Genomic DNA, 14,049 nt, shown 5'->3' with positions numbered 1-14,049 from the left:
GTCGGGCGAGAGTTGCTGAATTTTATCTCCAGCGACACGGCTATGACCGGTCAGGAGTATTTACTGGCCGATAGGTGAAGAGTGTGCGCAAACGGTATCCCGTTTGCGCGCCGCGCACTGCGTTTTACCTACGAAGTTACTGCCGAGATGCGGACGCCTATCGCCCGCTGATGCAACCTGTCGTGAATGATTCATTCCGCTTACCTTGTTGCGCCTCGGCATGTTGACCACTGCTCCGTGGCGACGTTGTCTCTGAGCGTTGCCGCAGGAAAGCACCTGACTGGCATGATTTTTACACAACCTATTGCACGTAATAATCTGCCTTTGACAACACGATTCAGCTCTCTGGCCAGCCAACCCCTTCGCCTTTCACGCGCCGTTAGCTTGATGAAAAATCATCGGAGCCTTTATCGGTCAATACATGTTCTATTAATTGAAGGCGTTGCCAACAATATATCATATTGATTCTAATCTTTTGTTTTGCTTTTAGCTAGACGATTGCACTCATCATTTCGACTTAAGTTTTGTTATTTTTGCTATTTTTGTTATTACTTTCTGTTTTTGACTTTGATTAATTAATACTTTCTTTTTTGCTGTAGGGTAATTAGTGGTGATTGGCATATTTAACGATCTTTTATATTGATTTGCTGGTATTTGCTGCTGTGCTGTCCTGATATTTTTACTGCGTTCGGACTTATATTTTGGCTATAATTGTCATTTCGGGTTAAAAGATCGTTAAAAATGCGCTTTGCAGTGTTAATCTCTTAAGTATAATCAGTGAAAAGATTCGTTATCCGCCCTGTGGGTGTTCCCCTTCTGGAAGGGAAGTAAGGAAGCTTAATTGCAGCAGAATAAAAAATCATTGGCGGAAGTCAGAGTTGTCAGGGTAGGAGAACTCGTCGCGGGAGCAGTGCCAGAGGAACAATTCTGGCTGCTTGTTGATATATCTCCGATACACAGCGAAAAGGTTATTCTCGCACTGAGAGATTATTTTGTTTTTGGGCTTTCAAGAAAGGTTGTGTGTGAACGCCACGGTATGAGCTGCGGCTACCTCAGCGTCAGTGTCAACCGACTGAATTTGATCAGCAAGAATGTACATAAGCTGGCGGGTTATTACAGTCATAATTACTGATAAAGCAGAATAAATAGCTGCTACGGGTATGCGATGAAAACAATAAAGGTATTTTTCCTTCTGCTGCTGGCGGGAGGCGGATTTTCTCACGCCTCCGTTCAGAAAACCTTGTTCAGCGCTGATGTGGTGGCATCCGCCTGCCATGTGGTCGTGGACGCTGATGGTAGCGGCAGTAGTCGCCTGACGTTCGGTACATACCGTAAGTCTTCCGCCGCGCCGGTGCCTGCGCGTGACTTTACCGTGTATCTGTATGAGAGCGGTGCCAGCGTTCAGGGCTGTTCAGCCTTTCTGGCCGGGCAGATCGCCGCCTTAAACTTTGGTAACCCAGGTCAGATGGATGCAGCAGGAGTCGTTACCCGCGGTGCCGGGGATGGTATCCGGATCGCGGTGCGCGCTGTGGATCCGCAGGCCGACTATCGGGGGCGTCTTTCATTGACAAATCATGAAGTGAAGTACCCGGCGGCTTTTGCCGCGAAGGGCCAGTTTCGGTTTCGTGCCCAGCCGATCTTTCCGACGGAGGTAAAGGTCGGTGAATACAGCGGTGCGCTGACCTTTGTGGTGACGTATCAGTAAAAGATGAAAGGAGATGCAGCAGAATGGCACTGATACGAATGTCCTCAGCAGGGCACTTCGCCCAGCGGCCCCCCTTGTCACTTGCGATCGCCGTTGCCCTGTGCAGTGGCACCGTAAGTGCCGGAGAAGAGAGGCTGGACATGTCCTTTATTCAGGGCGGTGCGGGGGTAAACCCAGCAGTCTGGGCGGCCCTGAACGGAAATTACGCGCCGGGGCGCTACCTGCTAGACCTGACTCTGAACGGGAAAGATGCCGGAAAGCGTATTCTGGACGTAACGCCACAGGACAGTGAGGCGCTGTGTCTGACACCGGCATGGCTGGCAGATGCCGGGATTTATATCAATACCGACTACTTCCGTGACGGGTATGACGATCTCCGGCAGTGTTATGTGCTGACGAAAGCACCGTCCGTGAAGGTGGACTTTGACGTCTCTACCCAGAGCCTGGCGCTGTCCATTCCCCAGAAGGGGTTAGTGAATATGCCGGAGAACGTGGCGTGGGATTACGGAAGCGATGCGTTCCGGATGAGCTACAACGCGAACGCCAATACCGGGCGAAATAACTCCTCGGCATTTGGCTCCGCAGACCTTAAGGCGAACCTCGGCCGCTGGGTGGTGAGTTCGTCCGTCACCGCCAGCGCCGGAGATAGCGGGAGCAACGAGGCCACGATAAACATGTTCACGGCCAGCCGGGCTATCCGTTCCCTGAGCGCGGATCTGGCGATAGGGAAGACCTTGACCGGCGACAGTTTGCTGGGCAGTACCGGCACGTACGGGCTGTCTCTGTCACGGAACAACAGCATGAAGCCAGGCAACTTGGGGTACACCCCGGTGTTCAGCGGCATCGCCAACGGCCCGTCCAGAGTCACCCTGACCCAGAACGGTCGATTGCTGTATTCAGAGATGATGCCAGCCGGGCCGTTCTCTGTCACGGATGTGCCGTTGTATAGCAGCGGGGACGTGATGATGAAAATCACTGGCGAGGACGGGCGGGAGCAAACCCAGGTTTTTCCGTTGTCGGTGATGGCCGGGCAACTGAGCCCGGGCCAGCACGAGTTCAGTCTGGCGGCCGGGATGCCGGACGATGACAGCGACCTGGCGGGCGGAGTGGCTGCCGCGTCATACGGTTATGGCCTGGACGGACTGACCCTGCGCACGGGAGGAGTATTCAACCAGGATTGGCTGGGCGCTAGCGCTGGCGCGGTGCTGGGGCTCGGTTACCTGGGGGCGCTTTCCGCTGACGGCGCATACGCCACGGCGAAGTACCGGGACGGTGGACGTCGCGGGAATAAGGTGAAACTGGCATGGAGTAAACAGCTTGAACTGACGCATACCGGGCTGCGGGTGAGCTGGTCACAGCAGAGTGCGGAATATGAGGACATCTCCGCCTTTAACCCGACCGAATCATGGCTTCAGCAAAACCAGGGGCGCCGGATACAGGATGAGTGGAATGCCGGCGTCAGCCAGCCGTTAGGCGGCCTGTTCAGCCTGTCGGCGTCGGGATGGCTGCGGAGCTATTACCCGGCTATCAATAGCGGCAGGGACGGCTATCGGGATGATCACGGTAAGGAGACGGGGGTTAGCGGTTCGCTGAGTACGCAAATCAAAGATGTTAGCCTGAGTCTGGGGTGGTCTGGCTCTCGGAATACCCGCGGGGAGAACAACTGGTCGGCATCGGCATCGTTCTCGCTACCGTTCACCCTGTTTGAGCGAAAGTACAGCAGCAGCACCGCAGTGAGCACCAGTCAGGGCGCGGGTATTGGTTTCAGTAGCGGGGTATCTGGCGCCTTGAACGACCGCTTTAGCTACGGTTTGGGCGGCGGCCGTGACAGTGATGGCGGGGTCAGCAGTTACTTGCACGCTGCTTACAGCGGCGAGCGGGCGCACCTGAACGGCACGGTGAACTACTCGTCCGGCTCGGGCAGCAGTGGCTCGTTGTCAGCCAGCGGCTCGGTACTCGCGGTGCCGGCGGCGCGGAGCATTATGTTCAGCCGTACGACCGGGGATACGGTGGCGGTGGTGAGTGTGAAAGGTACGCCGGGCGTGAAGGTGATGTCCGGGAATGAAGCCTCGGACAGTGACGGCAACTTGGTGGTACCGCTGAACAGCTATGACTGGAATACGGTGACCATCGATGCCGGGTCGCTTCCGCTGGACACGGAGTTGTCCTCCACCAGCCGGAAGGTTGTACCGGTGGATAGGGCGGTGGTGTGGATGCCGTTTGCTGCCCTGAAGGTGCACCGCTACCTACTACAGGTGAGGATGCCGGACGGAACCTTTGTGCCGGGCGGTACCTGGGCGCGGGACAGCAGGAGCACGCCGCTGGGCTTTGTGGCGAACAATGGCGTGCTGATGATTAACGCGCTGGATACCCCTGGCGACATCACGTTGGGTCACTGCCGGATAGCGGCAGCGAAGCTACGGGATACGGCGAAACTACAGGAAATTGAGTGTGAATAAGCGTAACTGGACACTGATGATCATGAAACAGCCTCAGAAAATAAGTTTTTTTTTCCGCAACCGGGTGACGCAGGGGCTGGGGCTAATCCTGGCCTTGATGATAACGAGCCAGAGCGCGCTGGCCTCCTTGGCCGCTGACCAGACCCGCTATATTTTCCGGGGGGACAAGGATGCGCTGACCATCACGGTGACTAACAACGATAAGACCCGTACCTTTGGCGGTCAGGCCTGGGTGGACAACATCGTGGAGAAAGACACCCGCCCGACGTTTGTGGTGACCCCTTCTTTCTTTAAGGTGAAACCGCTGGGACAGCAGACGTTGCGCATCATTATGGCATCTGACCACCTGCCGCAGGACAGGGAGTCGGTGTATTGGCTGAACCTCCAGGATATCCCTCCGGCCTTGGAGGGGAGTGGGATTGCCATTGCTCTGCGCACAAAGCTGAAGCTGTTCTACCGCCCGAAAGCATTGCTAGCAGGACGTAAAGGGGCCGAAGAGGGGATTAGCCTACAGGTTCGTCCGGACGGCCGGGCGATGCTGGTCAACACCACTCCCTATATCTACGTCATCGGTAACTTGCTGGATGCGAAAGGTAAAAAGATTGAGGTGGACAATGATATCGCCCAGGAACTGCTGATGTTTATGCCGGGGGATGAGGTCGTGGTGCCGGGTAACGTGGTGAAGATCGACGCGCTGAATGATTACGGTGAACTACAGCGCTGGACCATCAACCAGAAAAAGACTGTGGTACCGGAGGCCAAGGCGGTTTCTGAATCGAAAATAGCGACCAGGGCTGGGAAAGAGTAACCCTTTTCGCTCCCCGCGAAATAAAAGAGAAATCATGATGAAAAAAGTACTGATGGTGGTGGCCCTTTTCAGCGTCCTGCCGGCCCTGGCGGCGGATTACAGCGAGAAAACGCAGTACCTGGGGGTAGTAAACGGCCAGGTGGTGGGCAACAGCGTGGTGAAAGTGACGCGCACACCGGCTGATCCAGTGTTGTACCGCACAGAAAGCAACGCTCCGCTGCCAGAGAGCCTGGTCATCCGCCACGCCGAAAGTCGTCCGGCCTCCAGCGGACTGGCGAATATTACGGTGAAACGAACGTTGGCGGACGGGCGGGATGCGCGGCTCACCCTGAAAACCACCCTGATGGTGGACGGACAGAAAACGGCCATCGCCGCTAGTCAGCGAGGAGAGGATGTGGTTATCAGCCTGCCGGCGGCAACCCGGCAGGTAGAATTGAGAACGGATGCGCCGGTGGAGCTGGAGGTTCCGGCGAATTACCGGGGTAATTTGCAGGTGCTGCTGGAAGTGGCAGGGGGTTAACGTCAGTTAACAAGAGATAAAAGCAAACAGAATGCATTGGAGAGGAGGAAAACGCTATTTATATTATTACGGTGATAACGTAAAGCCATTCCAGGAATAAAACACACTGTACATACAATACAGGGAATAGGTGCTGCCTGAATAAGACAGCAGGGGATGGTTTTGCGGTAACACCAGGAAATGGCGTGCCGCAATAAAAGAAATGTTTCTTGATCGTTTGATAAAACCGAAAGGAATTTAATTCATGAAAAAAACACTGATTGCATTGGCGGTGAGCGTCTCCGCTGTTGTATCTGGCTCTGCAATGGCCTGGACTGCCGATGGTAGCGGCGGTACTCTGGCTATGGGTGGAACCCTGACGCCTCCCCCGAGGGTCTCGCCGTGGGAAGTCCAGGTTGGTACGGACGTGAGCAACTTGGATGCTAATTTCACTGCGGGTAATGCTACCGTTACCATCCCCGTCAAAACGACCATTCCGGTTCTGGGGATCCGTACCAAAACCAATGATCCATTCATTGGGCATGGTGCAACGGGGGGGAATAGACCAGTAATTAATTATAATGGTGCAGTTGATATTGATAATTTTAATGCAGGATATACAACCTTGACGCTGGAAGTGACCGATGCGGCTGGTCAGAAAATCGGTTCGTTGACCAGTAGATTGGGTGCGGCAGCGGGGAGGGCCTGGGCCGGAAATGTGGGATTTTCTAACCCACTGTATGCCAGCAATGATGGTTTCGCGTTTTGGGGCGGGGTAGGGAAAACCCCCGCGTCTGTCGCTGCCGATCCCCGAACGCTGGCGGAGTCGCTTTTTCCGGGCGTTACAGATAAATTTAATATAATGGGAGGGAGTACTCGTTGGTTGGGCCCCGAACAAGAAAATTTTTCTGTTACGACTATGCGTTTTTCTGGGTTTTATGGGGCAGGTATTGGGGCTGGAGAGAATATTACCCTCACGCTTGATAACGCCCCAGCGGCGGGCAATGGTAATATAGTGTGGAAAGCCTCAATGCCTATCGTGGTGACTTATAAATAATTGAAGCGGTAATGTTGTGTTAACCCGGCCCTTAGGTTTGTTCTTCAATAAGTGTTGACGTCTTTTAATAACCTGAGGGCTGGTGTTGAGTTAAATTCTTTTTCATGGTTGGGGACAGTACGCAGGAAAATCCTAACCACGGTATGACGTGGTTGAGGGGGCTAGCGTTTGCGACCTTAACGGTAATATACCGGTGCACGTATACTGACATACGTATTATCGTTGTCGAGATAGGTGTGCAATTAATGTTGGCATTCCTTGATTGATGTGTCCGACGAAAACAGGGTAAATAACGATGAATATAACGCATGATTATAAATCCCTTATTGCCTTCCTGGCCGTGATGACCCTGTTTTATTCCGTAACCTCCCGCGCCATCATGCTTGATGGTGGCGAAATTCAGTTTCACGGTCTGGTCACGGACGAGGCCCCGAAATGGACCTGGCGGGTGGGTTCCCCTGACCAAACCTGGGTGGTGGATAGCGCTGATGCCCGTCATGAAAACGGCTTTCTGGTGTTTGACCTGCGTAATAAAGGCACCCTGCCGTTTCTGGAGGGACATCTGTATGAGGTGGCAGAGCGCGGTGGTCCCGGTTTCACGCCTGTTATCACGTTCAGCAGTAACGGGCAGCCGTTTTCCGTGACGGGGGGGGACAGCACGACGGCACAGCACTTTCGTGCCTCGGTTCCGGTACGTAATCCAGAGAATGGTAATGTGGTGGGACAACTTGCTTTCACCCTTGATCAGGGAATGGTGGTGAGTGCCGACATTCAGAAAGACGGCGCCACGCTGCCGACGGGAATGTCACTGGTTAATGGGCAAAGCGTGAGCAACGTACAGGCCGCTACTCTGCCACCGTGGCTGAAAGGACGATTGTCTTCCCTGTTGTTGCTGAACCGTGGCTTCGGTAGCGGAATGAGCACGCTGGATAACGGTCTGGTGATCAGCCAGGGTGTGCTGGCTGACGAGCGGGTGATGAATCTGGCGGCGGCCTATGCCTCCGCCGTATCTGGTTTTGAACTGCGCCTACCAGTCGAAGGCACGCCGGCACAGTGGCAGACCGGGCTGAGTGTGACGGTGACGGTACAGTAGAGAACAGGCCGGAGGGAGGGAGAAACCATGAAACGAACAACGCGTTTACTGCTGGCCGCCAGTCTGCTGCCATCCTGGGTACTGGCCTGGAATATGCCGGGGGAAGACTTCAGCGGAGCGTTGAACCTGGGCGGATCAGTGACCAATGCACGCAATCCCTGGGTATGGAAGGTTGGGGAAGGCAATACACAGATTAACACGACGACACTCACTGTCCCGCGCAGCAGTGACCGGGGGATACCGATTCGCCTGCCGATCATGACGGTGCTGCTGGGGAAAACCACCCTGACTACCCCGGCTGGTCGGGAGGGGCTAGCACCGCAAGTGACGTTCGGCATGGGAACCGATGGTTTTTCTCTGACATGGATGGCGCCGGGCGAAGCCTTGGTGACGCTGCCGGTGAGCGGTGAGGGAAAGGCTCGTACCGGCACCTTTACCTTCCGAATGCAGGCGGTGGGCGTGTTACGCCATGTACAGGACAATCGGGCGGAGTATGTCGGATTGTATGATGATCTGTTGGGTAACGCTCTGCCGTCACAGGCACAGATGATACCGGCGGAGCAGATCCCCAGCGTATTGCAGACCATGTTTGGCAATGAAGGCCCGGCTTGGCTCCGAGCGATGGCGGTAAACAGCGTGAGCGGCCTGAGCCGGTTTGGCGACGCCTCCCTACGTCAGGTTGATGGGGTATACGGCGCGCAGACGGTAGCGAATAGCGGGGCGCTGCATTTGATGGGACCGCTACCGTCCCGCTGGCATACTTCCCTGGCGGTGAGTATTGAATACCGTTAAGACGGCAATCAGCTTAACTATTTTGTTTTTATTGATGATTTTGGGGGAAAGACGAATGGGGGAGTGAAACAGTGAACATGGAGTGTTTGCTCCCTTCATGGTGCCACGCTCTTCAACCCTCCTCACAACAGATAAAAGGGTCATCGGCTAGATTTCGTCCATTGCCATCGTCCCTATGAGCGGGAGAATATTAGCCTCAAACATCCGCTGTAATTCAGTCGCCTACCCCTCCGACCATACCTGGCGCTTGTGGGCGTACCACTTCTGATAGATCACTGAGAATGAGTTATCCTTCTCGCCTCCCTTTTTTTTTCCTTACCGGGTCTATGCCATCGGCAACGTCTTTTCTTGCCTGGTAGGCTTTGTCGCGAGCCTCTTATAAAGAAACCAGAGGGTATTTACCCACGGTTAAAATTTTCTCTTTACCGTCCAGTTTGCAGCGCAGCTGCCACACCTTTTTCCCAGAGACGGCTACGTAGAGGTATAGCCCATTGCTATCCAACAGGCGATAGGGCCTGTCTTTTGGCTTTGCTGCTTCAATCTGTTTAACCGTGAGCATGGGTAAAATTTTTTACCCGCAAAAGCGTGCGATATAAATAGAACGGCAGCGAGCGGAAATTAGCTGTGATTGCTTATCTGGCGCGGGGTTAGCGGGCTTCTGCGGATGCTGGCGAACGGTGTAATGGCGTTCCCTGCAGGAATCGAACCTGCAACTAGCCCTTAGGAGGGGCTCGTTATATCCATTTAACTAAGGGAACAGATGAATAACACCTGGCGTTGCGGTGCTGTCGGTGCGAAAGTCGCGGGCTATCCTAGCGTATTCTCTCTCTTTTTTTCAAGCCAATCCGCGCGTCAGGGGCGAGGGTGCGCTATTTTTGCGCACCACACGCGGGACGGTGTACGTTCCGTAACCCGTCGAGAAATAGCATGGCGCAAGGTGGCGCGCCTCCGCGAGGGAGTAAGCGCTCACGGGGGAATGACCAGCTCCGTGCGTGATATGCGCGCGCCGTATTAGATGCGGGTATCGGCCATCAGAAAGATCTTGGCCTTATCGCCGACGCGGATAACGGCGATCACGCTTTCCGGGAAGGCCTCTTCGACCCAGATGTTATTGCTATCGACCTCGGCCAATACGGTGCTGCCGGGATGCGCGTAGTCGCTGACGTTGAGTGTGAGCGTGGTGACTTTCCCGTTACTTGGCGCATAGGTATGGGGGAGAGCGCCAGCTTGGTCTTGAGCAACGAAGCCTTAGCGGCCAGGCGTTGGGCGTTGTTCGCTCCGAGCGCACCGCAATCGGCGATCGCCCGTTGCAGCCGTGCCGGCGTGGTAGCGACATTGCCCGGGCTTACGTTGAGATCCGTTTCAACCTGCTGGTAATCCTTGAGCGAGGCGAAGTGAGGTGGCGTTAGCTTGCTGATATGCTGGACGTTGCCTGCATATAGCGGTATCGATTCTGGGCGTTGTGTCGTGCCGCCTTGGCAGAGAGTAGCGCCGCACTCTGTGCTAACCGTTGCTGTTTGACGTCCGCGAGATTTGCGTGGGCGTTTTGGCGCTTGAGTCGCCGTCGTCGAGGGGAAACAGTAGCTCCCCTTTCTTCACCGTCGGATGGTGACGTACATTGACCCGGGTGACTAGACCGTTCACGTGCAGAGGGGGAATATCAATGATATTCGCCTGCACGATGCTGTGAGTGAGTACTCAATTGCTGGTTGTATTGATGAATGGCAAAGATAATGAGCGTAGCGCTAATAGTGAGAAATAACGCCGTGCGTGAGGTGGGGGACTGGCGCATCACATGAGCGGTTAGCGAGAAAAGGGGGCGATCACCGGTACTGCATAGATGGCGGATGCATAAGTCCAGGTGATGAGGGGGATGCCAGAAATAGCTTAATAGACGATGGCGCGTGGCAAATTTAATCGATAATGGAGTGATAATAAAACACAGCGTGCCTAATACAGCAGCGTGGGGATGAAGGCATTTAGTGGCACGATATCGTTAAAGCGTTCCATAATGACCTGCATATATTCGAGTCATTTTAATTTATCTCTTATATAGCACGCTATAGATAGCGTTTATCCCCATTTCATGAGGATAATGAAAGTGCCCTTGATGCGTGACGTGATTTTATCGGCTCGGGCGCTGGTTTTGCGCTGAGCAGGGCTGATGTCGGTGAGAATTATCATATCTATTAAGCTATTATAGACGTCGTGTCGCATGGTTTCGCAGCGGTGGGCCGCGTTTATCAGGGGCAAATCGGGCGATCTGGGGCGCAGGGCGTGCGGAGAAAGTGAGCGCGAAACGCCCGTTTTTTTAATCGGTCATGATCGCGTTTATTGTCGGAACATATATTCCCTATATATCAATCTGACCTAATTAAGAAATCGTGAAATCTTTCTTTTTCGTCTTGCATGAGATGGGGTGATGAGGGCGGCGTGCAACAGGGGGAGCGTCTTAACGCGATTAATCCTACTACCGCTGCTCTACGGCGTTCCCATGAGCAAGTGACGACAAGGATGTCGCTCGGTAAAATGTGAACTGCGTCGGGATGAGAGGCATTTGCGGTGCCTTAGCGGGATCGACCCGATGATTATCCTTGATCTGACGCATTATTTTACCCCGAAGGAGTTAGGTCGATGACCCGCTACAGGGTTCGGGGAGCGTAGGGCTTATGCTATTATGCAGCGATTCCAATCAGAGCAGAATCTATCCATGTTGACGATTTCCCGCCTGGGCTGTCGGCGCGATGAGCGTGTGTTGTTTGATGATCTGAGTTTTCGGGTGCAGTCCGGGGAGATGGTGCAGATCGAGGGGCCGAATGGGGCCGGGAAGACCACCTTATTGCGTATGTTAGCGGGGTTGTCGTTGCCGGACAGCGGTGAAATCCTGTGGCAGGAGCAACCGATCCGCCGGCAACGCGAGCATTACCAACAACATCTGTTATATCTGGGGCATCATCCAGGTGTGAAGAGCGTGATGACGGCCTTCGAGAATCTGGCGTTTTATTGCCGAGTGTTGGGGCAGCGCGATGACGAAGCGATCTGGCAGGCGCTTGCGCAGGTGGAGTTGGTCGGTTTTGAGGATGTACCTATCGCGCAACTGTCGGCGGGGCAGCAGCGGCGGGTCGCGTTGGCACGTCTGTGGTTGAGCGACGCGCCCTTGTGGATCCTTGATGAACCGTTGACGGCGATCGATAAACGCGGCGTGGCGCGTTTGTTGGCGTTGTTCGAACGCCATACCGCGAGTGGCGGGACGATAATCCTGACTACGCATCAGGAGCTGAATTATTCCAATATGCGTCGGCTGTGCCTGCGTGGTGAAGAGAGGGCAGTATGATCTTGGCCGTGATTCGGCGCGAATTGAGGATTGCCGCCCGTAGCGGTGCCGAAATTATTAACCCGCTGTGGTTCTTTCTGATCGTGGTGACGCTGTTTCCCTTGAGCATCGGCCCGGAACCGCAGCTATTGGCGCGTATCGCGCCGGGTATCGTCTGGGTGGCGGCGTTGCTGGCGTCATTGCTGTCGTTAGAGCGGCTGTTTAAAGATGACTTTTTGGATGGCTCGTTAGAGCAACTGGTACTGATGCCAGCGCCGTTGACGCTGACGGTCTTGGCCAAGGTGGTGGCGCATTGGTTGCTAACGGGATTGCCGCTGTTGATCCTGTCGCCATTAGTCGCGCTATTGCTGTCGTTCGATGTTGCAACCTGGCAGGCGGTGGCGCTGACGCTACTGCTCGGTACGCCGACGCTGAGTTTTATCGGTGCGATCGGGGTTGCGTTGACGGTCGGGCTGCGTAAGGGCGGGGTATTGCTTAGCCTGCTGGTACTGCCGCTGTATATCCCGGTGTTGATTTTTGCCACCTCGGCGATCGATGCGGCCGCGATGGGGATGCCTATCGGAGGCTATCTGGCGATCTTGGGGGCGATGTTGGCGGGTAGCATGACGCTGGCACCGTTCGCCGCCGCCGCCGCGTTACGCGTGAGTATTCAGTAAGGTGATAGTTGTAGGATGATCTTTACATGCAGCGATAACTAAAACCTGGTTGCTGCTGTGGCTATCGGCAGGACAAAATTTGCGGCGTTTCTGTTAGATTAACGCTGAATTTGAATGACTTTTCATCATTCCGGGCACTAGCCCGGACCATTCATTATTATTTGTGAGCAAATCGCTATGTGGAAATGGCTTCATCAGCTTGCCATGCCGGAACGGCTCTATCGGCTGTGCGGCAGACTGACTCCCTGGCTGGGGGGCATGGGTATCCTGTTTCTTCTGGCCGGTCTGATTTGGGGGTTCGGTTTCGCGCCTGCCGATTATCAGCAAGGGAATAGCTATCGCATCATGTACCTGCATGTCCCGGCGGCTATCTGGTCGATGGGGATCTACGCCGGCATGGCCGTCGCCGCGTTCGTTGGACTGGTGTGGCAGATGAAGATGGCCGATCTGGTCAGCGCTGCCATGGCGCCGGTTGGCGCGGTGTTTACCTTTATCGCCTTGGCGACCGGCTCGGCGTGGGGCAAGCCGATGTGGGGAACCTGGTGGGTATGGGATGCCCGCCTGACTTCTGAGCTGGTGCTGCTGTTTCTCTATCTGGGGGTCATCGCGCTGTACCATGCCTTCGACGATCGGCGCCTCGCCGGGCGCGCCGCGGGTATCTTGGTGTTGGTCGGGGTGGTCAACTTGCCGATCATTCATTTTTCTGTCGAGTGGTGGAATACCCTGCACCAAGGGTCGAGCAATATGCAACAGAGTGTCGATCCGAGCATGCGCACGCCGCTACGCCTGAGCATTTTGGGCTTCCTGTTCTTCTTCATCACGCTGACGTTGATGCGTCTGCGTAACTTGATCCTACAGCAAGAGCGCCATCGTCCTTGGGTGGCGGCATTGTTGACGTCGGCGGGTTCGCGAGGGAGGCGCGCGCAATGACTCCATTCTTCGATTCTTGGCAGGCCTTCTTTGCAATGGGTGGTTATGCCTTCTATGTCTGGCTTTCGGTGGCGTTGAGCCTACTGCCCTTGCTGGGACTGGTGTTGCACACCGCCCTGCGTCGGCGGGCGCTGTTCCGTGAAATCCGTCGCCATCAGGCGCGCGAGTTACGCATGCGTCAGGCGCAATCAGCGGCGGCGGACGCCGATCAAGGAGGATATACATCATGATGCATCCACGGCGTAAAAATCGCCTGTATCTGGTTATTGGCGTGCTGGTCGGCTTAGTGGTGACGGTGTCATTAGTGCTGTATGCCTTACGCGCCAACATCGATCTGTTCTACACCCCGAGCGAAATCCTGATGGGGAAGGGCGAGCAGCATGAGAAGCCGGAGGTGGGGCAGCGGTTGCGTATCGGCGGGATGGTGATGCCGGGCTCGGTACAGCGTGATCCCCATAGTCTGCGCGTCAACTTCAAGTTGTACGATGCCCAAGGCGTAGTCGATGTCACCTATACCGGCATCCTGCCGGATCTGTTCCGCGAGGGGCAGGGTGTGGTGGCGCAGGGGGTGCTGGAGCCGGGCAATGTGATCCAGGCGAAAGAGGTGCTGGCTAAGCATGATGAGAAATACACCCCGCCAGAGGTGGAAGCGGCGATGAAAGAGAATCATCACATGCCGCAGGCGGGGACGACTGAACAATCAACAGGGCGGTAAC

Annotated in this window: 14 protein-coding genes, 1 tRNA gene and 1 pseudogene; 14 read left to right on the top strand and 2 right to left on the bottom strand. The window is 55.1% G+C overall.

The features are described from left to right. Positions 1–186 precede the first annotated feature (186 nt). The 9 genes from EHO01S_RS19390 to EHO01S_RS03085 all read left to right on the top strand — a co-directional run bounded on the left by EHO01S_RS19390 (position 187) and on the right by EHO01S_RS03085 (position 8,413). Entirely contained in the window at positions 187–465 is a 279-nt protein-coding gene (locus EHO01S_RS19390; protein WP_081702229.1) for an IS1 family transposase, read from the top strand. A 376-nt stretch (positions 466–841) separates the two neighbouring features. After that, positions 842–1,132 carry a PapB/FocB family fimbrial expression transcriptional regulator gene (locus EHO01S_RS03120; protein WP_024522592.1) on the top strand — a complete coding sequence of 97 codons (291 nt, stop codon included), beginning with the start codon at positions 842–844 and terminating at the stop codon, positions 1,130–1,132. A 33-nt stretch (positions 1,133–1,165) separates the two neighbouring features. Further along, the gene (locus EHO01S_RS03115; RefSeq protein ID WP_024522591.1) at positions 1,166–1,705 is read left to right on the top strand and encodes a fimbrial protein; all 540 of its coding nucleotides are present in this window, start codon (positions 1,166–1,168) and stop codon (positions 1,703–1,705) included. Between the two features lie 23 nt (positions 1,706–1,728). Beyond that, positions 1,729–4,164: a F4 (K88) fimbrial usher FaeD gene (gene faeD, locus EHO01S_RS03110; protein WP_035370195.1), complete on the top strand. Its 2,436-nt coding sequence runs from the start codon at positions 1,729–1,731 to the stop codon at positions 4,162–4,164. 22 nt (positions 4,165–4,186) lie between these two features. After that, positions 4,187–4,972 carry a fimbria/pilus periplasmic chaperone gene (locus EHO01S_RS03105; protein WP_024522589.1) on the top strand — a complete coding sequence of 262 codons (786 nt, stop codon included), beginning with the start codon at positions 4,187–4,189 and terminating at the stop codon, positions 4,970–4,972. A 37-nt stretch (positions 4,973–5,009) separates the two neighbouring features. Further along, the gene (locus EHO01S_RS03100) at positions 5,010–5,492 is read left to right on the top strand and encodes a DUF5462 family protein (protein ID WP_024522588.1); all 483 of its coding nucleotides are present in this window, start codon (positions 5,010–5,012) and stop codon (positions 5,490–5,492) included. Positions 5,493–5,736: 244 nt separating this feature from the next. Continuing rightward, positions 5,737–6,528, top strand: a complete 792-nt coding sequence (locus EHO01S_RS03095; RefSeq protein ID WP_024522587.1) for a F4 family fimbrial subunit — start codon at positions 5,737–5,739, stop codon at positions 6,526–6,528. A 295-nt stretch (positions 6,529–6,823) separates the two neighbouring features. Beyond that, positions 6,824–7,621, top strand: a complete 798-nt coding sequence (locus EHO01S_RS03090) for a F4 family fimbrial subunit (protein WP_024522586.1) — start codon at positions 6,824–6,826, stop codon at positions 7,619–7,621. A 27-nt stretch (positions 7,622–7,648) separates the two neighbouring features. Beyond that, positions 7,649–8,413, top strand: a complete 765-nt coding sequence (locus EHO01S_RS03085) for a F4 family fimbrial subunit (protein ID WP_024522585.1) — start codon at positions 7,649–7,651, stop codon at positions 8,411–8,413. Between the two features lie 84 nt (positions 8,414–8,497). On the opposite strand, the pseudogene EHO01S_RS17380 reads toward EHO01S_RS03085, so the two are convergent. Continuing rightward, positions 8,498–8,972: pseudogene (locus EHO01S_RS17380) on the bottom strand (tyrosine-type recombinase/integrase); the annotation flags it as partial. Between the two features lie 124 nt (positions 8,973–9,096). Beyond that, a tRNA-Arg gene (locus EHO01S_RS03080) sits at positions 9,097–9,171 on the bottom strand. 1,952 nt (positions 9,172–11,123) lie between these two features. Between EHO01S_RS03080 and ccmA the strand changes: the two genes are divergently transcribed. The 5 genes from ccmA to ccmE all read left to right on the top strand — a co-directional run bounded on the left by ccmA (position 11,124) and on the right by ccmE (position 14,048). Then, positions 11,124–11,747 (top strand): cytochrome c biogenesis heme-transporting ATPase CcmA, encoded by a 624-nt coding sequence (ccmA, locus tag EHO01S_RS03070; RefSeq protein ID WP_024522584.1) that lies wholly within the window; start codon positions 11,124–11,126, stop codon positions 11,745–11,747. Continuing rightward, positions 11,744–12,403 carry a heme exporter protein CcmB gene (gene ccmB, locus EHO01S_RS03065; protein ID WP_024522583.1) on the top strand — a complete coding sequence of 220 codons (660 nt, stop codon included), beginning with the start codon at positions 11,744–11,746 and terminating at the stop codon, positions 12,401–12,403. Before ccmA ends, ccmB begins: the two co-directional genes overlap by 4 nt. 177 nt (positions 12,404–12,580) lie before the next feature. Next, a complete protein-coding gene (locus tag EHO01S_RS03060; protein ID WP_024522582.1) occupies positions 12,581–13,333 on the top strand; it encodes a heme ABC transporter permease in 753 nt (250 codons plus the stop codon). Continuing rightward, positions 13,330–13,563, top strand: a complete 234-nt coding sequence (gene ccmD / locus EHO01S_RS03055; protein WP_024522581.1) for a heme exporter protein CcmD — start codon at positions 13,330–13,332, stop codon at positions 13,561–13,563. The genes EHO01S_RS03060 and ccmD overlap by 4 nt, the downstream gene beginning before the upstream one ends. Beyond that, a complete protein-coding gene (gene ccmE, locus EHO01S_RS03050; protein ID WP_024522580.1) occupies positions 13,563–14,048 on the top strand; it encodes a cytochrome c maturation protein CcmE in 486 nt (161 codons plus the stop codon). Before ccmD ends, ccmE begins: the two co-directional genes overlap by 1 nt. Position 14,049 lies beyond the last annotated feature (1 nt).

The sequence above is a fragment of the Edwardsiella hoshinae NBRC 105699 = ATCC 33379 genome (assembly GCF_000474215.1).
GTDB classification, from domain to species: domain Bacteria; phylum Pseudomonadota; class Gammaproteobacteria; order Enterobacterales; family Enterobacteriaceae; genus Edwardsiella; species Edwardsiella hoshinae.
Note: the sequence above shows the minus strand (reverse complement) of the source record. Positions and strands in the feature narration are given on the sequence as shown.

Coding starts and splice junctions, on each gene's coding strand:
- EHO01S_RS19390 (WP_081702229.1), top strand. CDS start 187: ATGATTCATTCCGCTTACCTTGTTGCGCCTCGGCATGTTGACCACTGC.
- EHO01S_RS03115 (WP_024522591.1), top strand. CDS start 1,166: ATGAAAACAATAAAGGTATTTTTCCTTCTGCTGCTGGCGGGAGGCGGA.
- faeD (WP_035370195.1), top strand. CDS start 1,729: ATGGCACTGATACGAATGTCCTCAGCAGGGCACTTCGCCCAGCGGCCC.
- EHO01S_RS03105 (WP_024522589.1), top strand. CDS start 4,187: ATGAAACAGCCTCAGAAAATAAGTTTTTTTTTCCGCAACCGGGTGACG.
- EHO01S_RS03100 (WP_024522588.1), top strand. CDS start 5,010: ATGAAAAAAGTACTGATGGTGGTGGCCCTTTTCAGCGTCCTGCCGGCC.
- EHO01S_RS03095 (WP_024522587.1), top strand. CDS start 5,737: ATGAAAAAAACACTGATTGCATTGGCGGTGAGCGTCTCCGCTGTTGTA.
- EHO01S_RS03090 (WP_024522586.1), top strand. CDS start 6,824: ATGAATATAACGCATGATTATAAATCCCTTATTGCCTTCCTGGCCGTG.
- EHO01S_RS03085 (WP_024522585.1), top strand. CDS start 7,649: ATGAAACGAACAACGCGTTTACTGCTGGCCGCCAGTCTGCTGCCATCC.
- ccmA (WP_024522584.1), top strand. CDS start 11,124: ATGTTGACGATTTCCCGCCTGGGCTGTCGGCGCGATGAGCGTGTGTTG.
- ccmB (WP_024522583.1), top strand. CDS start 11,744: ATGATCTTGGCCGTGATTCGGCGCGAATTGAGGATTGCCGCCCGTAGC.
- EHO01S_RS03060 (WP_024522582.1), top strand. CDS start 12,581: ATGTGGAAATGGCTTCATCAGCTTGCCATGCCGGAACGGCTCTATCGG.
- ccmD (WP_024522581.1), top strand. CDS start 13,330: ATGACTCCATTCTTCGATTCTTGGCAGGCCTTCTTTGCAATGGGTGGT.
- ccmE (WP_024522580.1), top strand. CDS start 13,563: ATGCATCCACGGCGTAAAAATCGCCTGTATCTGGTTATTGGCGTGCTG.